Annotated in this window: 18 protein-coding genes and 2 pseudogenes; 5 read left to right on the forward strand and 15 right to left on the reverse strand. The window is 56.1% G+C overall.

Annotated features, from left to right (window positions below):
* Nucleotides 1–6: 6 nt before the first annotated feature.
* Nucleotides 7–237, reverse strand: a pseudogene (locus tag Q0835_RS08625) (BA14K family protein); the annotation flags it as partial.
* 487 nt (nucleotides 238–724) lie between these two features.
* Here Q0835_RS08625 and Q0835_RS08630 point away from each other — a divergent pair.
* On the forward strand, nucleotides 725–937 hold the full coding sequence (locus Q0835_RS08630) for a cold-shock protein (protein WP_141188395.1): 213 nt from the start codon (nucleotides 725–727) through the stop codon (nucleotides 935–937).
* Between the two features lie 130 nt (nucleotides 938–1,067).
* On the opposite strand, the gene choV is transcribed toward Q0835_RS08630, so the two are convergent.
* The 3 genes from choV to Q0835_RS08645 form a co-directional block, all read right to left on the reverse strand.
* Nucleotides 1,068–2,111 (reverse strand): choline ABC transporter ATP-binding protein, encoded by a 1,044-nt coding sequence (choV, locus tag Q0835_RS08635; protein WP_298821081.1) that lies wholly within the window; start codon nucleotides 2,109–2,111, stop codon nucleotides 1,068–1,070.
* On the reverse strand, nucleotides 2,108–2,950 hold the full coding sequence (gene choW / locus Q0835_RS08640; protein WP_298960285.1) for a choline ABC transporter permease subunit: 843 nt from the start codon (nucleotides 2,948–2,950) through the stop codon (nucleotides 2,108–2,110). Before choW ends, choV begins: the two co-directional genes overlap by 4 nt.
* Nucleotides 2,951–3,028: 78 nt before the next feature.
* Nucleotides 3,029–3,973, reverse strand: coding sequence for a choline ABC transporter substrate-binding protein (locus tag Q0835_RS08645; RefSeq protein ID WP_298821085.1), 945 nt, complete (start codon nucleotides 3,971–3,973; stop codon nucleotides 3,029–3,031).
* 191 nt (nucleotides 3,974–4,164) lie between these two features.
* Here Q0835_RS08645 and betI point away from each other — a divergent pair, with 191 nt between their 5' ends.
* The 4 genes from betI to Q0835_RS08665 all read left to right on the forward strand — a co-directional run bounded on the left by betI (nucleotide 4,165) and on the right by Q0835_RS08665 (nucleotide 9,382).
* Nucleotides 4,165–4,767 carry a transcriptional regulator BetI gene (gene betI / locus Q0835_RS08650; protein ID WP_298960288.1) on the forward strand — a complete coding sequence of 201 codons (603 nt, stop codon included), beginning with the start codon at nucleotides 4,165–4,167 and terminating at the stop codon, nucleotides 4,765–4,767.
* Nucleotides 4,768–4,786: 19 nt separating this feature from the next.
* The gene (gene betA, locus Q0835_RS08655; protein WP_298960290.1) at nucleotides 4,787–6,445 is read left to right on the forward strand and encodes a choline dehydrogenase; all 1,659 of its coding nucleotides are present in this window, start codon (nucleotides 4,787–4,789) and stop codon (nucleotides 6,443–6,445) included.
* Nucleotides 6,446–6,492: 47 nt separating this feature from the next.
* Complete coding sequence (gene betB, locus Q0835_RS08660; protein ID WP_298960295.1) at nucleotides 6,493–7,956, forward strand: betaine-aldehyde dehydrogenase; 1,464 nt, start codon at nucleotides 6,493–6,495, stop codon at nucleotides 7,954–7,956.
* Nucleotides 7,957–8,098: 142 nt separating this feature from the next.
* A complete protein-coding gene (locus tag Q0835_RS08665) occupies nucleotides 8,099–9,382 on the forward strand; it encodes an adenylate/guanylate cyclase domain-containing protein (protein WP_298960299.1) in 1,284 nt (427 codons plus the stop codon).
* Between the two features lie 61 nt (nucleotides 9,383–9,443).
* Here the strand turns inward: Q0835_RS08665 and Q0835_RS08670 are convergent, their stop codons facing one another.
* The 11 genes and pseudogenes from Q0835_RS08670 to Q0835_RS08720 form a co-directional block, all read right to left on the reverse strand.
* A complete protein-coding gene (locus Q0835_RS08670) occupies nucleotides 9,444–9,659 on the reverse strand; it encodes a hemin uptake protein HemP (protein WP_298821097.1) in 216 nt (71 codons plus the stop codon).
* A gap of 358 nt (nucleotides 9,660–10,017) precedes the next feature.
* Nucleotides 10,018–10,482 (reverse strand): Rrf2 family transcriptional regulator, encoded by a 465-nt coding sequence (locus Q0835_RS08675; RefSeq protein WP_298821100.1) that lies wholly within the window; start codon nucleotides 10,480–10,482, stop codon nucleotides 10,018–10,020.
* Between the two features lie 103 nt (nucleotides 10,483–10,585).
* A complete protein-coding gene (locus Q0835_RS08680) occupies nucleotides 10,586–12,199 on the reverse strand; it encodes a glycoside hydrolase family 43 protein (protein ID WP_298960302.1) in 1,614 nt (537 codons plus the stop codon).
* 73 nt (nucleotides 12,200–12,272) lie between these two features.
* Nucleotides 12,273–13,328: a LacI family DNA-binding transcriptional regulator gene (locus Q0835_RS08685; RefSeq protein ID WP_298960304.1), complete on the reverse strand. Its 1,056-nt coding sequence runs from the start codon at nucleotides 13,326–13,328 to the stop codon at nucleotides 12,273–12,275.
* Between the two features lie 99 nt (nucleotides 13,329–13,427).
* A pseudogene (locus tag Q0835_RS08690) lies at nucleotides 13,428–14,606 on the reverse strand (NAD(P)/FAD-dependent oxidoreductase).
* Nucleotides 14,607–14,865: 259 nt separating this feature from the next.
* Nucleotides 14,866–15,387: a GNAT family N-acetyltransferase gene (locus Q0835_RS08695; RefSeq protein WP_298821110.1), complete on the reverse strand. Its 522-nt coding sequence runs from the start codon at nucleotides 15,385–15,387 to the stop codon at nucleotides 14,866–14,868.
* Between the two features lie 137 nt (nucleotides 15,388–15,524).
* A complete protein-coding gene (locus tag Q0835_RS08700) occupies nucleotides 15,525–16,730 on the reverse strand; it encodes an ABC transporter substrate-binding protein (protein WP_298821112.1) in 1,206 nt (401 codons plus the stop codon).
* Nucleotides 16,731–16,824: 94 nt separating this feature from the next.
* On the reverse strand, nucleotides 16,825–17,790 hold the full coding sequence (locus Q0835_RS08705; RefSeq protein WP_298821114.1) for a branched-chain amino acid ABC transporter permease: 966 nt from the start codon (nucleotides 17,788–17,790) through the stop codon (nucleotides 16,825–16,827).
* A gap of 14 nt (nucleotides 17,791–17,804) precedes the next feature.
* The gene (locus Q0835_RS08710; protein WP_298821116.1) at nucleotides 17,805–18,677 is read right to left on the reverse strand and encodes a branched-chain amino acid ABC transporter permease; all 873 of its coding nucleotides are present in this window, start codon (nucleotides 18,675–18,677) and stop codon (nucleotides 17,805–17,807) included.
* Between the two features lie 5 nt (nucleotides 18,678–18,682).
* Nucleotides 18,683–19,390: an ABC transporter ATP-binding protein gene (locus tag Q0835_RS08715; RefSeq protein WP_298821118.1), complete on the reverse strand. Its 708-nt coding sequence runs from the start codon at nucleotides 19,388–19,390 to the stop codon at nucleotides 18,683–18,685.
* Entirely contained in the window at nucleotides 19,387–20,157 is a 771-nt protein-coding gene (locus Q0835_RS08720) for an ABC transporter ATP-binding protein (RefSeq protein ID WP_298960306.1), read from the reverse strand. The genes Q0835_RS08715 and Q0835_RS08720 overlap by 4 nt, the downstream gene beginning before the upstream one ends.
* Nucleotides 20,158–20,325: the final 168 nt, after the last annotated feature.

A 20,325-nucleotide genomic window follows, 5' to 3' on the forward strand; every position in this document is an offset into this window, starting at 1 on the left:
TTTTGATTATCGGCAGAACGTGTACTGACCTGAATAAGCCAGGAAGTAGCCGGTATTCGGATTAAACGAGCGATACTTGCGGCTGCAATAGTTGTACCAGGCCGGGGACCAAGGCGCCGGGCGGTAGGACACCACCGGGGCTGGTGCCGGATAGTAGGCCGGCGGCGGGGCAACATAGCGCGGCTGCGAGAGAGCGGACCCCAGGATCGCACCGGCTGCAAGGCCGCCCGCGATGCCGACGCCGACCTGCCAGCCTTCAGCGGCATTTGCAGATTGCGTCTGAGTGGTGAGGGCTGCACCGGCAACAAGAGCCAGCGCGATGGTGGTGTTAGCTACTTTCTTGAACATGACGGTGTCCCTTCGTTTTTCCGAGGCCCCTGCGTGCCTCAGTTCATGAAAGGACAATAGCCACGGCAGCAATTTGTCTCTGTGACCGGGGTCACAAGCTGTCACTTTCCAAAAAAAGGGCTAAAAAACGCTTGTTTTACCATCTTACGCATCTTTCACTTGTCGGAAGACGCTCTGCGCCTTACATTATGCTCCGTCGGCGCAAGCTGCGTCGTACGGGACATGACGAAAGACCCGGTGAGACTGACGACTTCGGCAACGGCTTCATCAAGCTACGCTCTGAATTACAAAGCTTTCCGTTTCTTATTTGACTTCTCGTTTATCCGCGCTTTGCCGGAAACGGACGGGCGCATTTAACCAACGGAAAGGTTTCTCCATGCGTGAGAACGGCACAATCAAATTCTTCAACCACGACCGCGGCTTTGGCTTCATCACGCCTGAAAATGGCGGCAAGGACGTATTCGTTCACGTAACTGCATTTGAGCAGGCCGGTATCGGTACGCCAGTTGAAGGCGCAAAAATCTCCTTCGTTGCCGAAGACGACCGTCGCGGCCGCGGCAAGCAGGCTGCTCAGCTCGAGCTTCTCTAAGTTTAGAGGCTTTGCCGCTCTTATCCAGCGGCTTTGGCTCAACAACGCGAAAACGGGGCCGACGGGCCCCGTTTTTTGTTTTAGGATTGTCATTTCTGCAGATCCATCACCGCGATGGAATGCCGTTACACTAAAGCATGCAGTCCAGCAGCTCGTTTTCACCGATCACGCCGACAATCGCACCGTCCTTTTGAACCACAACGGGTTCGGTGCTCGACTTTTTCAGTTTCGCGACTTCGCGGATGGGCGTGCCATCTTCACAGGACAGGGCACTGGCAAGCGACCCGGCAAGGCTGCCCGGCGGCACCATGATGTCGCGGGCTCTCAGAACATTGAGCGGGTTCATGTGACTGACAAAATCGGCAACGTACTCAGTTGCCGGTGACTTTACGATCTCCTGGGGAGTTCCCAGCTGGATGACCCTCCCGCCTTCCATGATGGCAATACGCGAACCAATCTTGGCAGCTTCGTCGAGGTCATGGCTCACGAAAATGATGGTTCGATTGAGTTCCTTCTGAAGATCAAGAAGGTCGTCCTGCAGCTTGTCACGGATGAGCGGGTCCAGGGCCGAGAACGGCTCATCCATCAGAAGGATCGGCGCGTCGGTTGCAAATGCCCGTGCCAGGCCGACACGCTGTTGCATGCCTCCGGAAAGTTCATGAACGAATTTCTCACCCCAACCGGACAGGCCCACCAGTTTCAACTGATCCTCAACTTTGGCCAGTCGTTCGTTTTCAGGCATCCCGGCAAGTTCCAGACCAAAGCCGACATTTTCAGCAACCGAGCGCCATGGCAGCAAGCCGAACTGCTGGAACACCATGGCGATCCGGTGCCGTCGCAATTCACGCAGATCGTTTTCCGAACAAGTTTCCGGGTTCACGAATTGCTTGCCGTCATGAACCTGAACTTCACCTCGAATGACCGGGTTCAATCCATTGACCGCACGCAGAAGCGTTGACTTGCCGGAACCCGACAGGCCCATGAGAACGATGACCTCACCTTCATGAATGTCAAAACTGGCGCCGGCGACGCCAAGGATCTGACCCGTTTCCGCCTGGATTTCCTGCCGCGTTTTTCCAGCATCAATCAGAGGAAGTGCGCTTGAGGGCTTGTCTCCGAATACGATGTCGACTTCCTTGAAGGAAACGACTGGAGCCGTTTGTTCTAAACTCATCGTTTGCCCCCCTCCTGAGCCCGGAAAAACCGGTCAAGCACGATGGCAATCAGAACGATGCAGACACCGACTTCAAAGCCCTGTGCAATGTTGACGGTGTTCAGTGCTCTGAGTGTCGGAACACCAAGACCGTCAGCGCCGACAAGCGCGGCGATCACCACCATCGACAAAGACAGCATGATGGTCTGCGTCAGGCCGGCCATGATTTGTGGCAGCGCGTAAGGTAATTCAATTTTCCAAAGAAGCTGGCGTTTCGTTGCCCCGAATGCCTGGCCAGCTTCCAAAAGCGCAGTAGGGGTGGACGACACACCAAGCTGGGTCAAGCGAATGGGGGCCGGGATGGCAAAGATAACCGTCGCAATCAGTCCAGGCACCATACCAAGCCCAAACAGGATCAGCGCGGGGATCAGATAAACAAAGGTCGGGATGGTCTGCATGAGATCCAGCACCGGGCGCATGGCAGCATAAAACCGCGGATTGTGAGCGCCAAGAACCCCGATCGGCACGCCGACCGCCATACAAACGACGGAGGCCGCAATGACCAGAGCGAGTGTTTCGGTTGTTTCTTCCCAATAGCCCTGGTTGATGATGAGCAGCAGCGAAACAGCCACGAACACCGCGAAAGCGAGCGTGCGATGAACCGCGTAGCCGATGGCAACGGCCACGACAACGATGATCAGCGGATGCGGCGTCTGCAGCAACCACAAGATCCCATCGATCAGTGTTTCCAGGAATAACGAGATGCCGTCGAATACCCAATAGGCATTGTCAGTCAACCAGTCGACCACGGACCGTGCCCAAGGGCCGATCGGCAGTTTATTGTCTGTCAGCCAGTCCAACCCGCCTCTCCGTTCTTTTTGTTCTTAAAAGGAAAACGCCGGCGGGGTGGACCACGCCGGCGCTGATTTCACTTCAGGTTAGAGGCCAAGGGCCCCTTTCACGGCAGCGAAGCTGTCTCCGCCGTCAAACGTCTTTACGCCGACAAGCCAGTTCTCGAAGGTTGCCGGATGCTCCTTCAGCCATGCAGCGGCTGCCTTGTTGGGATCTTCACCGTCAATCAGGATCGCGCCCATGATCTCGTTTTCCATGGCCAGCGAGAATTCCAGGTTTTCAAGAAGTTTGCCTACATTCGGGCACTCGCCGGTATAGCCCGCGCGCACGTTGGTGTAGACCGTCGCGCCACCGTAGTTAGCGCCAAAGACGTCATCGCCACCTTCAAGATACGCCATTTCGAAACTGGCGTTCATCGGATGCGGCTCCCAACCGAGGAAGACAATGTCGTTCTCGCGGCGGCTGGCACGAGCGACCTGGGCCAGCATGCCTTGCTCGGAAGACTCGACAACTTCAAAGCCTTTCAGATCGAAGAGATTTTCGTCGATCATTCCGATGATGAGACGGTTGCCGTCATTACCTGGCTCGATGCCATAGATTTTTCCGTCGAGATCATCACGGAACTTGGCAATATCGGCAAAGCTCTTCAGGCCCTTGTCGTAGGTGTATTTCGGAACGGCGAGCGTGTATTTCGCACCTTCAAGGTTTGCGCGGACCGTCTCAACGGAGCCGTCGTCGCGATATGCCTTGATGTCGCCTTCCATGGTCGGCATCCAATTGCCGAGGAAAATATCGATGTCCTTGTTCTTCAAGGAAGCGTAGGTAACCGGCACGGAAAGAATTTTCACTTCCGGCTCATATCCGAGCGCCTCGAGCACGACTGATGTGGCAGCGGTCGTTGCTGTGATGTCGGTCCAGCCTACATCAGAGAAACGAACGGTCTTGCAAGTTTCCGGATCGTTCGCCAGTGCGGTTCCGGACATCATCAGTCCAAGTGCAAGTGCCCCAGCGAGCTTCGCAGCAATTTTCATTTGAGTACCTCCTTCGGAAAGTCGCTTTTGTATGTGCAGTGGGAGTTGAGTACTGCCCAGCGTTCAGCTGTCTCGTTCCCCTCACTACAGCTTGAATGAACGCGATCCAAACATCCACCGGGAAAATTTGCAAGTTTTCATTGATTGATTAGTCAATTAAAAATAGATTTCGCTGAGATATGGAGATCATGATGCCCAAAGTCGGAATGGAAGCGGAGCGGCGGCGCAGCCTTATTGACGCAACTGTCGATGCTATTCATGAACGCGGATACAGTGACATAACCATGGCTCAGATCGCCAAACGTGCCGGAGTTTCTGGCGGGCTGGTACACCATTACTTTGGGTCGAAAGATCAATTACTTGCGGCAACGATGCGCCATCTTCTTGCGGAGCTCGGCCGCGAGATCAGCGAAGGCCTCGCGAAGGCAGAAACACCACGGCAGCGTATCTCTGCAATCATTGCCGGCAATTTCGCCGTTGATCAGTTCCAACCGACGGTCATTGCGGCTTGGCTGGCCTTTTATGTCCAGTCCCGGACGACAGACAGCAACCGGCGTTTGCTGCGTATTTACGCAGCAAGGCTCGCATCGAACCTGACCCATGCCCTGCTCGCCTTCATGCCCCGGCACGAGGCGCGGCGCATTGCTGAAGGTACTGCCTCCATGATCGATGGTGTCTGGATCCGCCAGGCCCTCAGCGACACCAAGACCGACCGCCAGGCGGCAATCGCAATGGTCGAAGACTATGTCGAAACGCAAATCGCGGCACATGCCGCACGAACTTCAAACACGTAAAAAGCCGCGCGGAGCGCAGATGACGGACACGTTCGATTTTATCATTGTTGGGGCGGGCTCAGCCGGTTGCACCATGGCGTCCAGACTGTCGGAAGACGGTACGAGCCGCGTTCTGGTACTGGAATTTGGCGGAACCGATGCCGGTCCGCTTATTCAGATGCCGGCGGCTCTTTCCTACCCGATGAATATGTCGCTTTACGACTGGGGTTATTCCAGCGAGCCTGAACCGCATTTGGGCGGTCGGCGCCTCGCTACCCCCCGGGGCAAGGTCATCGGTGGCTCGTCCTCCGTCAATGGAATGGTCTATGTCCGCGGTCATGCCTGCGATTTCGACACCTGGGAGGAAATGGGGGCGGCCGGCTGGGGCTATCGGCATGTTCTGCCCTACTACAAGCGACTGGAAACAAGCCATGGCGGCCAGTCTGATTGGCGCGGGACCAACGGCCCCCTTCATGTTCAGCGGGGATCAAAATGGAATCCGCTTTTCCAGGCCTTCAAGGATGCCGGCGAACAAGCCGGCTACGGTGTGACCGGCGATTATAATGGCGAGCGCCAGGAGGGCTTTGCCGATATGGAAATGACGGTCCATCGGGGACGCCGGTGGTCCGCTGCGAATGCCTATCTGAAGCCAGCTCTGAAACGCGGAAATCTGGATCTGATCAAGGGTGCGCTTGTGCGCAAGGTCCTGATCGAAAACAACCGAGCCGTCGGTGTGGAATTCGAGACAGGCGGCGAAATTCGCACAGCACGAGCGGAACGAGAAGTCGTTCTGGCAGCCTCTTCCATAAATTCGCCCAAGATCCTCATGCAGTCCGGCATTGGCGCGGCTGCTGATCTGAGTGCGCTTGGGATCAATGTCGTCGCCGACCGGCCGGGTGTTGGCGCAAACCTTCAGGACCATCTGGAACTCTACATTCAGCAGGCCTGCGTTCAGCCGATAACGCTCTACAAGCACTGGAACCTCATCTCAAAGGCCGTGATCGGAGCACAGTGGCTGTTTTTCAAGAAGGGCCTCGGCGCGTCCAACCAATTCGAAGCCGCAGCCTTTATTCGCTCAAAGGCCGGGGTGAAATATCCCGACATCCAGTATCACTTCCTGCCATTTGCGGTCCGCTATGACGGAAAAGCCGCCGCCGAAGGCCATGGGTTTCAGGCTCATGTCGGGCCCATGCGGTCAAAGTCACGCGGGGCAGTGACACTGACATCCAGCGACCCGCGCTCGAAACCCTCGATCTTCTTCAACTACATGTCTCACGAGGAAGACTGGGAAGATTTCCGCAACTGCATCGGGCTGACCCGAGAACTCTTCGGTCAGGAAGCCTTCGCGGACTACCGTGGCAAGGAAATCCAACCAGGCGATCATGTTCAGAGCGACGAAGCCTTAGACGATTTCATTCGGGAACACGCTGAAAGTGCCTATCATCCATGCGGAACCTGCCGGATGGGGGCAAAGGACGATCCGATGGCGGTTGTCGACCCGGAATGCCGTGTGATCGGCGTGGATGGATTGCGAGTTGCAGACAGCTCCATCTTTCCGCTAATCACCAATGGCAACTTGAATGCGCCCTCGATAATGGTCGGAGAGAAAGCCTCCGACCATATCCTGGGCATCGACCCGCTTCCTGCATCCAATCAGGAACCCTGGATCCATCCCGACTGGGAAACGTCCCAACGCTGAAACGACCAACCGGTGCGCCGGTACCCAAAACGATCAGGAGCCATTTCATGCGCGCCCAACCCCAAGCCTCGCACTATGTCGGCGGCTCATATCTTGAAAGCCAATCCGGCACCCCTTTCGACTCGCTTTACCCGGCGACTGGAGAAGTCATTGCACGCATCGTATCGGCCGATGACACGGTCATCGCCGCAGCGATTCAATCTGCAAAAGAAGGTCAGAAGGTCTGGGCGGCGACACCGCCGGCCGAACGTGGCCGCGTCTTGCGCCGCACTGCGGAAATCCTTCGCGAGAGAAACCGCGACCTGTCGATCCTGGAAACCCTGGACACAGGCAAACCCCTTCAGGAGACGCTGGTTGCCGATGTCGCATCCGGTGCCGACTGTCTTGAATATTATGGCGGTCTTGCCGCGACGCTGACAGGCGAGCATATCGAGCTCGGCGGTTCCTTTGCCTATACCAAGCGTGAGCCGCTGGGTATCTGCTTCGGCATTGGTGCCTGGAACTACCCGATCCAGATCGCCTGCTGGAAGGCCGCTCCCGCACTTGTCTGCGGCAACGCCATGATTTTTAAACCTTCCGAGGTGACGCCGCTGAGCGCCTTGAAACTTGCGGAAGCTTTCACGGAAGCCGGTCTGCCCGACGGTGTCTTCAACGTCTTGCAGGGCTTCGGGGATGTGGGTGCAAAGATGGTGGCCCATCCGGATATCGCCAAGGTATCGTTGACGGGATCTGTGCCGACTGGCGCTAAAGTCGCGGCTCTTGCCGGTGAACACCTCAAGAAAACGACCCTGGAACTTGGCGGCAAGTCGCCGCTGATCATTTTTGACGATGCAGATATCGAGAACGCCATTTCCGCAGCGATCAACGCGAATTTCTATTCAACCGGTCAGATCTGCTCGAACGGCACCCGGGTTTTCGTCCACAAGAACATCAAAGAAGAATTCCTGGCCCGACTTGCGGAGCGAACCAAGGAGGCCGTTCTTGGCGATCCTATGGACGAGGCGACATCCATCGGGCCACTGGTTTCCCGGCAGCAACTGGACAAGGTGATGCACTACCTCAAGGTTGGGCAGGAAGAAGGTGCCCGGCTTGTCTGCGGCGGGAATGCCGCGCAGGTAGACAGCTTCCCTGATGGCTATTTCGTCGAACCAACGGTCTTTGCGGATGTCAGCGACAACATGACCATCGCGCGAGAAGAAATTTTCGGTCCGGTGCTGAGCGTTCTTGATTTTGATGACGAGACGGATGTCATTAATCGGGCAAACGACACGGAGTTCGGCCTGGCCGCCGGTGTCTTCACAAGCGACATTCAGCGCGCCCACCGGGTCATCGACCTCTTGCAGGCAGGCACCTGCTGGATCAACACCTACAATCTGACCCCGATCGAAATGCCGTTTGGCGGCTACAAGAAATCGGGTATCGGACGCGAAAACGGTCACGCGGCAATCGACTATTATAGCCAGATCAAAAGCGTTTATGTGGAAATGGGCGGTGTGGAAGCTGCGTTCTGAACACCGCAACCGATTGGCAATGCTGACCATCCCTGGCGCCCGGCGCCGGGGATTATTTGTTTGCGAAGCTATTTCGTGATCGTGAGTTTGAACTATATGTCCTGTTGACCCAACTGATCCCAGCGACACCATCGGAGCCCGCATGAACCAGGCAGTGCTTGACCCCGCCCCGCGCAGCTATGCCCCGCATGTGCATCTTCTGAACCGCTCCAAACGTGGCCCTTCCAGCGCTCCGGCGAAACAGACACTTGGCGATGTTCACGACTGGCTTTTGCACGATGCCACCAAGATCGATAATGTCATGCTGATGTTCGAGGAGTTCATGTGGCGCTGCAAGACGGCCGATCTCGGCATTGATCGCTGTACCCTTCACATCGGAACCCTTCATCCACGTGTCATTGGCTTTTCGTGGTTCTGGAGCAGCAAAGACGAGATTTGCGACGAAATCGCGGCCGACTCCAAGGCCATCACGCAAGAGGCCTTCACCCGCAATCCGCTTTACAAAGTCATCATGCAGGGTGAGACGATCAAGGTTGATCTTGAATCGGAAGAAGGTCGGAATTCGGCTCCTCTCATGGGTGAGCTTGCAGAGCAAGGCTTCACAACCTACGCAGCGCTGCCCTTGAGCGCGACCGGACAGACTTTCAACGCAATGACATTCGCTACAACCAGGTCTGGAGGTTTTCCTGCCGATGAAAAGGAAAAAATCCGTGGCCTGATCGATCTCCTGGCGCTTCATGTCGAACGTCACATCGTTCAGCGGATCGCGCGCAATGTCGCTGACACGTATCTCGGTCCGATTGCAGGTCGCCGTGTTCTGGACGGGGAAATCCGCCGTGGCGACGGTGAGGCAATCGAGGCCGTTGTTTTCATGTCGGACATGCGTGGTTTCACACAGCTTGCCGACCGGCTCAGCGGGCCGGAAGTCACAGCGATCCTCAACGCTTATTTCGACCGCGTTTCCGAGGCCGTTCTGTCCCATGGCGGTGATATCTTGAAATTCATGGGGGACGGCATCCTTGCCGTTTTCGATCAGAAGGCAATGGGGGAAACGGGTGCCGCCAATGCAGCAGTCAAAGCCTCAAGGGCAGCGCTGAACGCAATAGATGCTCTGAATGAAACACCGCTGGAGGAATTGCCGGATCCGGCACTCTGGCACCCGTTGAAGATCGGCATCGGTCTTCATCGCGGCGAGGTTTTCTTTGGCAATGTCGGCGGCGAAGAAAGGCTGGACTTTACGGTGATCGGACGGGCGGTGAATGAAACCAGCCGTGTGGAATCACTTTGCAAACCCCTTGGCCAAGAGCTTCTTCTTACCGAACCCGTTCGCGCATCCCTGTCGGGTGATTTGCGCACGGATTTGAATGAGATGGGAGAACATGCGCTGCGCGGCGTTGGCAAGCCAGTTGCCATTTTTGCAGCCTGATCAACATTCGGTCGCCTAACCCTGACCTAGGCGACCCGATTTTCTGTCGTCTCAGATCCTGCTATTTCGTCAGAATCAGCTTGCCCTGTTTGGTGATGGACAGTCGGTAGGTTTCGTCGTTGTGCTGGATCTCGATCTGACGCAGGTTCCCGAATAACTCCCGGGTATCCAACTCAGTCTTGTGATCTCTTTTTGAGCTTGCAGGCATTGGCGGCCTGTTCCGGCTGGAGGAAGCGAGAGACAGACGTTGCTTCTGGCTGTTAGCGATCAGTGTCATGGCGCGCAAACGGTCCTTGGCCCTTAATGTGCTGCCCGCTTCAGTCTCCTTGAAGAGCAATTGCGGGCGATTTCGACGGCAAAAAACAAAAGGTGAGTTTTTAACTCCACTTTATACTTGACACTCATACTCAAGTTTTCCTATCAAAGCAATGCCTGATCGAAACGGAATTGGAAATCGCGTCCTCTGATTTCGTTTGGGACAGGACCTCCGAGCAATCGGGGGTAAAAATGCCAGGCCAGCCAACCGCCCTCTCCTCTCCCTCAGCGGCAAGCCAGCCCGGCCTTTTCTCCAAAAGAGCAGCAAAAAAGGCGCTTATCGACTGGTGGCGCCTCTGCGTTTTTCCGGCCTGCAAGTATCAGGCGTTGGCGGCGATCGGCGTTGTTGCGCTGTCGATCTTCAGCAGGTCGCGCATACCGAACCGGTCTTCCGACAAGTCCGCTATCGACTTTCCGTCAAGCACTTCCATGAAGGCTTCGAGCGCTTCATGCAAAAGACCATTGAAACCGCAGGACACGATCAACGGGCAATCCTTGCGGCCACTGTCAAAGCACTCCGCCAGCAGGAAGCTTTCTTCCGCGGCGCGCACCACCTCGCCAACCGTGATCTGTTCGGCCGCACGGGCAAGCATGACGCCGCCATTTCGTCCGCGAATGGTTCTGATCAGATTGGCATCGACCAGCACCTTCATGATTTTGAACAGGTGGGTTTCGGACATGTCGAAGCTGGCAGCAATATCTGCGACCTTGCTTGGTTTATCCGGGTTTACGGCGCAATACATGAGCGCACGAACCGCATAGTTGGTTTGTTGTGTCAAGCGCATGTCATAGATATGCGGTGCACTGTCCCAAAGGTCAATTCAAAATTTGAGTATTAGAGGCGACTTTTCGTCATAGCCGCCTCATTATCATTGCTTCCCTGTTACTTCAGACAAGGTTTCGATAGCTGAAATAGTCAAAGTCTGCCGCTTTGGCCTGACCGGACGTATCCATCGCGTGCATTCCGACAAAGGCTCCGGTGAAGTTACCGTGCGCACCGCGGCCAGCCGCTTCGTCAGACAGTAACGTTGCATCTAAAGCCGGACCGATCCGTGCCCAGTCACTCCCGGATATTCGATACCAGAAACACAGAGCCATACTTTCGACTGTTACCTTCAATGCAACGGGATCGCTCTCCGGCAACGAAACCACCTCTTTCAAAGGCGCCTTGATATGCCCCTCCGGATCGTCACCGGGTGAGCTCAGAATAGTCAGCACTCGTCCCTTTGTCTCGTCATGCGTTACCGCAAGATAGAAGAACTGCAATTGACCATAATAGGCGATCAGTCCGGCCGTTTGCTGAAACGTTTCCGGCTGGAAATCAACGAGCGTTTCGGCCTCGAAGTCGTAGTAAGTCTGCCGCCGGGCAACAAGCGCCTGTTCAAAGCAGCTGCCAACAGATTCACGACCAAAGAGCCTCAGGTGGCCCGGCCGATCCGTGAGTGAAAACAAACGGTCAGGATAAGGTGTGCGCAGCCATTGAAAAACATCCGGAAGTTCAGGCCCGTCGAATTCGTGCCGCGGCCCTTCCTCCGGGAAAACATGCTCCGGCAAGTTTGGGCCCGGAACGCACGATTGTGGAGCAACACCACCGGCTTCCAGCCGCAACCATCCATCATCGCCCCAGACGCATTTCTGGAGCGCGGTCTCTCGCCCCATCTGACAACGATCCTGACCAAGACGCGGCCGGCCCATCAAATGCACCAGATAGGTTTCGCCAGTCTGGGTTTCGACAAAATCACCATGCCCGGCCCTCTGGATCGGGTTGTCCGGATCGAACCGTGCAGTGACGACATGTTGTTCGGGGTGCACGTCATAAGGTCCCTCGATCTGCCGGGATCTGGCCAATGTGACCGCATGGTCGTACGCAGTTCCCCCTTCCGCAGTCAACAAGTAGTACCAACCGTCACGCTTATAGAGGTGGGGTCCTTCTGTCAGGGCAAGCGGAGTGCCTTTGAAAATGTTTTGGATGGGTCCGATCAATGCCTGTTTGACGGGATCATACTCCTGCAGGGCGATCCCGGCGAAGGAGTTATGACCCACGCGATGATCCCAGAGCATGTTCAAAAACCATTTGCGTCCGTCTTCGTCATGAAAGAGCGACGGATCAAAGCCTGAGGAATTGGTGTAGGCAGGATCAGACCAGGGACCTTCGATGCCGGGAGCGGTGACAATATAATTGTGCGCATCTTTGAAGGATCCGTCTTTACGTTTCACATCCGTATAGACCAGCCAGAAAAGACCATCGGCATAGGTCAGGCAAGGCGCCCAGATACCACAGGAATCCGGATTGCCGCGCATGTCCAGTTGCTCTGGCCGGGTCAGCGGACGCGTGACAAGCCGCCAGTTCTTCAAGTCCCTGGAATGATGGATCTGAACGCCCGGAAACCATTCAAAGGTCGACGTCGCAATGTAATAGTCGTCTCCCACCCGGCAAATCGACGGATCCGGATTGAACCCCGGCAGGATCGGGTTCCGAATTTCTTGAGGTGCGTTACTCATCAATAGTCTCCAAAATGCTCGCGCTCATTTTTTTCCGGGTATCACCGAATGTAAGGTGTTGTTTTCAAACTGGTCAGGTGGATTTGGTGACGTCAGGGCTTTCCGGCAAATTGTCCTTCAAAAACACATCGATACCGATGCGCTCCTGCCCCTCGATGATCGGCGCACCGTCACTGAGTGCCTTCAGAACCCGAATAGCGCTGCGAATTTCGTGCCCGGGATCCTGCGCTATCACCGCGTCGAGAATGTTCTTTCGCAGCGCCTGGCTGGTATAGGGTGTCAGTTCATGGCCCACAAAGACGATATCATCCGCTCGTCCTGATGCTTTCAAAGCAGCGATCGCGCCACGATTGCCTGCGCCAATATTGTAAAGACCGGCCACATCCGGGTGATCGTTCAGAAGCCTTTGAACCAGATCCTGGTTGCGCGCATTGTCATCGCGCCCTTCGCGGGCCTTCAAGAGTTCCAGATGAGGGAAATCCGCCTCAATCACCGCCCGGCAACCGGCATAGCGATCCGCATGATCCCGCAGGCCAAGAGAGCCGGCAACAAGCGCAATCTTTGCCGGCTGCCTGGGCAGGAAACGTCCAAGCAACCGTCCTGCCGTCCTGCCGGCGGCCACATTGTCGATGCCGACAAAATGCTGCCGTGTCGAAGATGGGTGATCCGATACGAGCGTGACGACCGGCACGCCACGGTCCTGAAGTCTGTCGATCGCAGCACGCACTTCCGGAAAGGCCGGGGCCACCACCGCGACCCCATCGCAAACTGAGCTGTCGAGAATGGCAAGCGTCCCGGCAACACGGTGACCATCGAAAGCGTCGATCGGCTCGACATGGACATGCATCCGGTCGCTGCTCAAGGTTTGCGCATGGGTGGCTGCTTCACGGGTCAGGTCTTCCATGAACGCATTCGGACCATTCGGGATCAGGAAATGAAAGCGGTAAAGGCGCTTTTTCGCGAGCCCGGCGGCAAAGATATCGGGCTTGTAATTTAACGTATCGACAGCCTTCTGGACCTTTTCTATGGTTGTCTTTCGCACACCCGGACGGCCGTTCAGCACCCTGTCGACGGTTGCAAGGCTAACGCCGGCTGTTTCGGCCACATCGTGTATCGTTACGCGTTTCATCCCGACCTCTTTTCCAGCGCAAGTATACCGGCGAATGAGGTGCGGTCATCAAAAAATACACATTTGCGTAAATTGCTGTAGCTATTCACTATTTCAGGATCAGACGACCTGCCCGGCTGCATGGCCCGAAGACCAGGCCCATTGGAAGTTAAAACCGCCAAGATGACCGGTGACATCAACCACTTCGCCAATGAAATATAGGCCCGGAACTTTGCCAGCTTCCATGGTTTTTGACGACAGTTCCTTCGTGTCGACACCGCCGAGCGTCACCTCCGCGGTTCGATACCCTTCTGTCCCAACCGGTGTCAGCTGCCAACGGTTTAGTTGCTCACCGGCGCGCCGCAGCACCTTGTCGGATTGATCCGCTAGGCGTCCCTTGAGCTTGAACACTTCGGCGAGTTCATCTGCCAGCCTGTTTGGCAGCAGAGATCCAAGAACGGTCTTTAGATCCTGCCTTGGCACCTCCTGGCGCGCGGTCTTCAAGACGTCGAGCACATCCGTCCCGGGCACAAGATTGACAGAAATCGGTTTGCCTTCCTGCCAATAGGATGAAATTTGCAGGATCGAGGGACCTGAGAGACCGCGGTGTGTAAACAGAAGCCCTTCGCGGAAGGTCGTTTTCTGGAAGGACACATTCGCGTCCAGAGAGACACCGGCTAGCCGGCCACACATGTCTTTGTTTGCATCGGAAAAGGTCAACGGTACGAGCGCCGCCCTCGGCGGGATGACATTCAGGCCAAATTGCGTTGCCAACTCGTATCCAAAACCGGTCGCGCCCATTTTCGGGATGGAGGGTCCACCCGTTGCAACAACCAGCGACTTCGTCCGGAGTGGCCCTTTGGAAGTTGAAACTGAAAACCGGTCATCCGGTTTGTCGACGGCCCTGACATCCGTTTCCAACTGAAGCTAACCGCCGGCGCTCTCCAGTTCGGTGAGCAGCATCTGGATGATGTCCTTTGCGCTCTCATCGCAAAAGAGCTGACCAAGCGTTTTCTCATGCCAGGCGATGCGGTGCTCTTCAACGAGAGCCAGGAAATCATGCTGTGTGTAGCGCTTCAGAGCAGAGACACAAAAGCGGGGATTCTGGGACAGGAAATTCGCGGGCGTGCAGTGAAGGTTTGTGAAATTGCAGCGCCCGCCACCGGAAATACGGATCTTGTCTGCGGGTCGTCTGGCATGGTCGATCACCATCACCTTGCGTCCGCGCTTGGCCGCCTCAATCCCGCACATCAAACCAGCGGCTCCGCCACCGAGCACCAAAACATCCAGATCACGCATGGGCGGGTGTATAGCGGTTTTCAGGGTCAGCGGTAAGAGATTATACCAACCTCACCAAATAGGAACCTATTCGAAGGTTTTTCAGGTTCGCCGGCAAGGAAAAGCGCGCAGATCGGCCTGGTTGGCCGGTCAAGCGGCGTGACGCAGTCCGGTGGACCTGAAAAACCACCTGAGGCCGCGACATGAGAGTGGGTTCCTATTTGTTGAGGTTGGTATTACTTCATTTCTTTTCGGCTCAAGCATTGATCGTCAATTGTCGTTATAGGTCAGGCGCGGCCGCTTCCAGTCTCCGGATCATCATGATGTCATCGACCAGGCGGCCTTCCTGAATGAAACCGCCGGGGATCCGGCCAGCTTCAACAAAGCCTTCACGCCGGTAAAATCGCAGAGCCGGCAGATTTTCCGCACTGGCGGACAGTTCCAGCTGCTGAATACCAAGTACACGCGCCTCCCCAACGACAGCCTCAAGGAGGTCTTTGGCAATCCCTTTGCCGCGCAGACTTTCACGCACATAGACCATCACAATCGTTGCGCGGTGCGCCATCTTGCTTGCGCTTTGTCGAAGCAGACCTGTGATTCCAACAGGTTGGTCATCCAGGAACGCAACAAGAACAGGATTTCTCATGCGGCGGCGCCATTCGTCGTCTGAAAGTTCAATCCAGTCTTCGTAGCTGCTGGCGAAAGAGTTCGGTTCTAGTTGAAGAGCCTCCAGGCGGATACGCTTGAACACCTCCACTTCATCGCTCCCGATACGTCTGACTTCTGCAACTTTCTGGTTCACTTGCACCTCCGGAACATGCCTGTCATCTGAAATTCTGATACGCAGGTCAAGACACTTCGCAATGCTCCGGACAGTAAAAAACCGGCGGCTCTTTCGAGCCACCGGTTTCGCTGCTTCGCCTTTTCAGGTGAATGGGCTTACTGCATTTCGGTCAGCATCTCGAAACCGTTGGAGCCGACTTCCCAGAGCGCATATGTGCCCGGGACATCGCCGTTGGCGTCGAAGTTATGGTCGCCTGCAGCGCCCTTGTAGTCGATAGCGGTACCAGCTGCGATCAGCTCTTTCGCCTTTTTCCACTCGCCCGGCAGAATGGCTTCACCTTCGCCGTTGGAAACCTCGACCATGGCCGCAGCCGCACCCGCCTTGTCGCCACCGGCCTTTTCCAACGCAAGCGCCATCAGGAAAGTTGCGTCATAGGACGTGCTGACAAAGATCGCATCCGGATCGCCGCCAACGGCCTTGAAAGCTTCGTTGAAGACATCGAGAGACTGTGACTTTTCGCCGACCGGAGAAGAGGCCACGAACGCGTTGAGGTTCTCAGCACCAAGTTCGTTGATGATGGCGTCGGATTTCATGCCATCACCGCCGACGAACTTGTCGAAGAAGCCGTTTTCCAGTGCCTGACGCAGGATCGTGAGACCGGTGCCATCGCCATAATCGAAGATGACAAGTGTGTCGGCGCCACCCTTGACCAATTCAGCCAGGTTGGAGCGATAAGACGCCTTGCCCTCTTCGTGTGCCGCAAACTGGGTGATTTCACCACCGAGTTCATCGACATATTCTGCCTTGAACGCATTGGCGAGACCGGTGCCGTAGTCATTGTTGAGGTAAGCGACAGCGACCTTGCCGTAGCCCTGCTCTTTCATGGTGCGGGCCAAGGCACGGCCCTGATAGTCATCAGACGGCACGGTGCGGAACACAGTGCCTTTGTCCTCAAGGCTGGTGATTTCCGGAGATGTGCCAGAGGGTGTGATCAGAGTGATGCTGGCGGGAATGGTCACGGACCCGGCAGCAGCCAGGACAGCCCCGGAGCAATGCGGGCCGACAATGCCGGCAACGCCTTCAATGTTGACGGCCTTGGTGGCCGCGTCCGTGCCGTTTTGTGGATTGCAGGCACTGTCGCCGACAACACCGACCAGCTTTTCACCGTCGCCGATGCCACCTTGTTCGTTCACCTGCTGGATCGCGAGCTGCGCTGCGTCGACCATTGCTGGAGCCATCGCGGCGATCGGGCCGGAAATACCGCCGATCAGTCCAATCTTGACGTCGGCCTTTGCAGGAACAGACGCAAGCGCAGTCGCGGTCATCAGGCCCGCAGCAAGCGCAATAAGCTTGGTTTTCATAGTGAGTACCTCCTCATAAATCCGGTCTTTGCCGGGTCTTTGGGTTCTTTTGCTCCCGCGCCTCAGTGTTGCTGGCACGGGACCTGGGAACGGACTAGTGTGGCTCCGTACCCGATTGCGATGTCCGCCTGTCACCTCGCAAGGGCTCTGGTAACAGGCCCTCGGGCCGAAACCGCAGCACCAGCTGCAGCATCAGTCCGATCAGGAACAGGCGGATGTATTTCGCCTGGACTGCATATTCATGCGGAAGACGGTCCGTTGCAATCTCTGAAACGGACCAAATGATCCACACAACCGCCGCGCCCACAATCGCGCCCCGGTTGTTGCCGGATCCACCGAGGATCAACATGATCCAAACCAGGAATGTGGCAACCATGGGATCGATCGCTTCAGGCGTGATCGAGCGGTTGAAATGGGCGAACATCGCCCCGGCGAGGCCCATCAGGGCTGCACCGAAAATGAAAGCTTCGAGACGGCGGAATTCAACGTCCTTGCCCATTGCCTTGGCCGCACTCTCGTTGTCTCGGATAGCCCGCATCATGCGGCCCCAAGGCGCGTTGAACTGACGCTCAACCAGAAAATACGCTGCAGCCAGAACGGCAAGCACGATGGCGAGATAGGCAATCTGGGATTCCATATAGCCAATGTCGCCAGCCGGGCGCGGGATACCGGATATACCGCGTGCGCCGTTGGTAAGCACCGGTTCGGACTTGATCACCAGGCGAATGATTTCGGCAACGCCAATGGTGGCGATCGCCAGATAGTCCGAGCGAAAACGAAGACAGATTTTCCCGATTGGCCACGCAATAAGCCCAGCAGCAAGCATCGCGCCGAACCAGCCGAGAAGGAAATGCAGATCGAAACCGCCAATGCGCCCATCATCGGCAGCTGTCGACAGGATTGCGGAGGTATAGGCACCAACGGCAAAAAAGCCGGCTATGCCTGCGTTGAAGAGGCCCGCGAACCCCCATTGGATATTGAGACCGAGCGCAAGGAGCGCGTAGATTGCGATAAAGATCGCCATAAAGAGGGCATAGTTGACAAGACCCAAAATTTCCATGTCCGTCCCTCCGCTTACAAGACCTTGCCCTTGAGCAACCCCGTGGGGCGCACAAGCAGCATGAACAACAAGATGGCAAAGGCCATGGCGGCTTTGTATTCGCTTGGAATGAAGAGAACCGACATTTCTTCCGCAATGCCGACGATCAGTCCGCCAAGCACGGCACCTTCAACCCGCCCAACACCGCCAAGGATGGCAGCTGCAAACATCGGCAGCAGCATGTGCCAGCCCATCATGGATTTCAGTTCTGTGTTCAGGCCGAGGAAAAACCCGGAGGCCGCGCACAGCCCACCGGCGATCCCCCAGGTCAGCATGACAACCTTTTTGTTGTCTATGCCGGACAGAAGCGCAAGGTTCGGATTGTCCGACATGGCGCGCATCGCCTTGCCCCATTTCGACCGGGTCAGGAACAATTGCAGCACACCCACAAGGGCAACCATGGCCAGGACCGTATAGATTTCACGGTCGCGAATGCGCAGGCCAAAATAGTCTTCCGGCCGCACGATTCCGCGCGAATAGGTTTGGGTGTCGACACCCCAGACCACCTGAACAACCGACCTGACCATAAGCGCGATGCCGAGCGAGGCCATCACCGTGACGATTTTAGGACGTTCGCGCAGGTGTTCGTAAAAGACCTTGTCGATGCCAATCGCAACGGCTCCCGTTGCAATGATGGCGAAGGGCAGCGCCACAAGCGGCGAGATACCCAAACTTGTCACAACGGCCAGAGCAATGAACGCACCGAGCGTCGCCAGATCTCCGTGTGCAAGGTGGGCGTAGCGCAGAATGGCGAAAATCAGAGTAATTCCGACAGCACCGAGCGCATAAATGGAACCCAGCACGATGCCCGGAATGAGATAGAAATTTATCAGCTCCAAGAGATCCATTCCGGTCAGCCCCCCAAAAACATTTCGGCGACTTCACGGTCGGCCAGGAGTTCACCCCCGGAACCTTCGTGTCGGTTTTTGCCTGCCGCAAGGACATAACCACGATCAGCAAACGCGAGTGCCTGCTTGGCATGCTGTTCCACCAGCAATATGGCAACGCCGGTGTCGCGCACGTCCCGGCAGATCTGGAAGATCTGCTCCATATATTTCGGCGACAGCCCTGCGGTCGGTTCGTCTAGCAGCAGAAGTTTCGGATCCAGCATCAGGGAGCGGCCCATGGCCACCATCTGGCGCTGGCCACCCGATAAACTTCCAGCCAGTGTCTTGCGTCGTTCTTTCAGGTCCGGAAACAACGCATAGACCCGGTCATAAGCCGCCGAAAGATCCCCCTGTTTCAGGAATCCCCCCATTTCGAGGTTTTCGTGGATCGTCATTTCGCGAAAGATATTGTCGACCTGGGGCACATAGCAGATCCCGCGCTGAACAATTTTGTTGGGTGCCCATCCGGTAATGTCATCACCGTCAAAAACCATTGTGCCGCCACGAATGTTCAAAAGGCCGAAGACGGATTTCATCGCAGTGGATTTTCCGGCACCGTTTGGACCTACGATGACAACGATCTCGTCCTGGTCAACGTGGATAGTTACATCCTGCAGGATGTCGGCTTCGCCGTAGCCACCCGTGATCTTGTCCATCGAAAGAAGCGCATTCATGCAGCATCTCCCGTGGTTTCACCAAGATAGGCTTCCAGCACCTGCGGGTTCGAGCGAACAGTTTGAAAATCCCCCTCGATCAGGACCTGACCTTCCGCCATGCACACAACCGGTGCGCAGAGTTTTTCAATCATTTCCATGTCGTGCTCGATCAGGATGAATGTGTAGCCGCGTTCCTTATTCAGAATTTCTATCTTTGCTTCCAGTTTGCGCAACAAGGTTCTGTTGACCCCGGCAGCAGGCTCATCAAGCAGAACCAGTTTGGCGTCGGTCATCATGGTCCGGCCCAGTTCCAACAGCTTCTTCTGTCCACCGGACAGGTTGCCGGCAGGCTCGTGAGCGACATGGCTCAGCTCCAGAAACTCAAGTGTTTCGTACGCTCTTTTCTCGATATCCGCTTCTGATGTTTTGACCTGCGCCCAGGCGAACCAATTGGAAAAGAGACGCTCCCCCGGCTGCGCCGGCGGAACCACCATCAGATTTTCAAGTGCGGTAAGTTTGTGGAATTCGTGGGGTATCTGAAAAGTGCGCACCAGGCCTTTGTGAAACAGTTGGTGGCTTGCCAGCGGGGTAACGTCTTCGCCGAGGAACCGGATCCGACCGCTCGTCGGCTGCAGAGCGCCGGCGATCAAGTTGAACAAAGTGGTCTTCCCCGCCCCGTTCGGACCGATCAGCCCAGTAATACTGCCTTTCTCGACACGGAACGAGCAGCCATTGACCGCCTTAAATCCGCTGAAGTCCATAACGAGCTCATCAAGCTCAAGCATTCATGCTCCCCGCCGATCCCACGGCCTGTTTTTTCTTTCATTGGCCGCAGCGTATTGGCGAACAGTTCTTCAAAGAGGGCGCAAAACGGCTTGCACCTGCGCGGCATTCAGCCCTTCTAACTTCATTGTCAGAGCAATCAACTCAAAATCTCCAGGTTCCACTACAGA

Source organism: uncultured Roseibium sp. (assembly GCF_947499295.1).
In the GTDB taxonomy this organism is placed as follows: domain Bacteria; phylum Pseudomonadota; class Alphaproteobacteria; order Rhizobiales; family Stappiaceae; genus Roseibium.

Excerpts from the sequence above, each read along its gene's own strand:
- Q0835_RS08645 (WP_298821085.1), bottom strand. The coding sequence starts at position 3,973 with ATGAAAATTGCTGCGAAGCTCGCTGGGGCACTTGCACTTGGACTGATG.
- betA (WP_298960290.1), top strand. The coding sequence starts at position 4,787 with ATGACGGACACGTTCGATTTTATCATTGTTGGGGCGGGCTCAGCCGGT.
- Q0835_RS08670 (WP_298821097.1), bottom strand. The coding sequence starts at position 9,659 with ATGACACTGATCGCTAACAGCCAGAAGCAACGTCTGTCTCTCGCTTCC.
- Q0835_RS08685 (WP_298960304.1), bottom strand. The coding sequence starts at position 13,328 with ATGAAACGCGTAACGATACACGATGTGGCCGAAACAGCCGGCGTTAGC.
- Q0835_RS08720 (WP_298960306.1), bottom strand. The coding sequence starts at position 20,157 with ATGCTTGAGCTTGATGAGCTCGTTATGGACTTCAGCGGATTTAAGGCG.
- Q0835_RS08675 (WP_298821100.1), bottom strand. The coding sequence starts at position 10,482 with ATGCGCTTGACACAACAAACCAACTATGCGGTTCGTGCGCTCATGTAT.
- betB (WP_298960295.1), top strand. The coding sequence starts at position 6,493 with ATGCGCGCCCAACCCCAAGCCTCGCACTATGTCGGCGGCTCATATCTT.
- Q0835_RS08700 (WP_298821112.1), bottom strand. The coding sequence starts at position 16,730 with ATGAAAACCAAGCTTATTGCGCTTGCTGCGGGCCTGATGACCGCGACT.
- Q0835_RS08680 (WP_298960302.1), bottom strand. The coding sequence starts at position 12,199 with ATGAGTAACGCACCTCAAGAAATTCGGAACCCGATCCTGCCGGGGTTC.
- Q0835_RS08710 (WP_298821116.1), bottom strand. The coding sequence starts at position 18,677 with ATGGATCTCTTGGAGCTGATAAATTTCTATCTCATTCCGGGCATCGTG.
- choV (WP_298821081.1), bottom strand. The coding sequence starts at position 2,111 with ATGAGTTTAGAACAAACGGCTCCAGTCGTTTCCTTCAAGGAAGTCGAC.
- Q0835_RS08630 (WP_141188395.1), top strand. The coding sequence starts at position 725 with ATGCGTGAGAACGGCACAATCAAATTCTTCAACCACGACCGCGGCTTT.
- Q0835_RS08665 (WP_298960299.1), top strand. The coding sequence starts at position 8,099 with ATGAACCAGGCAGTGCTTGACCCCGCCCCGCGCAGCTATGCCCCGCAT.
- Q0835_RS08715 (WP_298821118.1), bottom strand. The coding sequence starts at position 19,390 with ATGAATGCGCTTCTTTCGATGGACAAGATCACGGGTGGCTACGGCGAA.
- betI (WP_298960288.1), top strand. The coding sequence starts at position 4,165 with ATGCCCAAAGTCGGAATGGAAGCGGAGCGGCGGCGCAGCCTTATTGAC.
- Q0835_RS08705 (WP_298821114.1), bottom strand. The coding sequence starts at position 17,790 with ATGGAAATTTTGGGTCTTGTCAACTATGCCCTCTTTATGGCGATCTTT.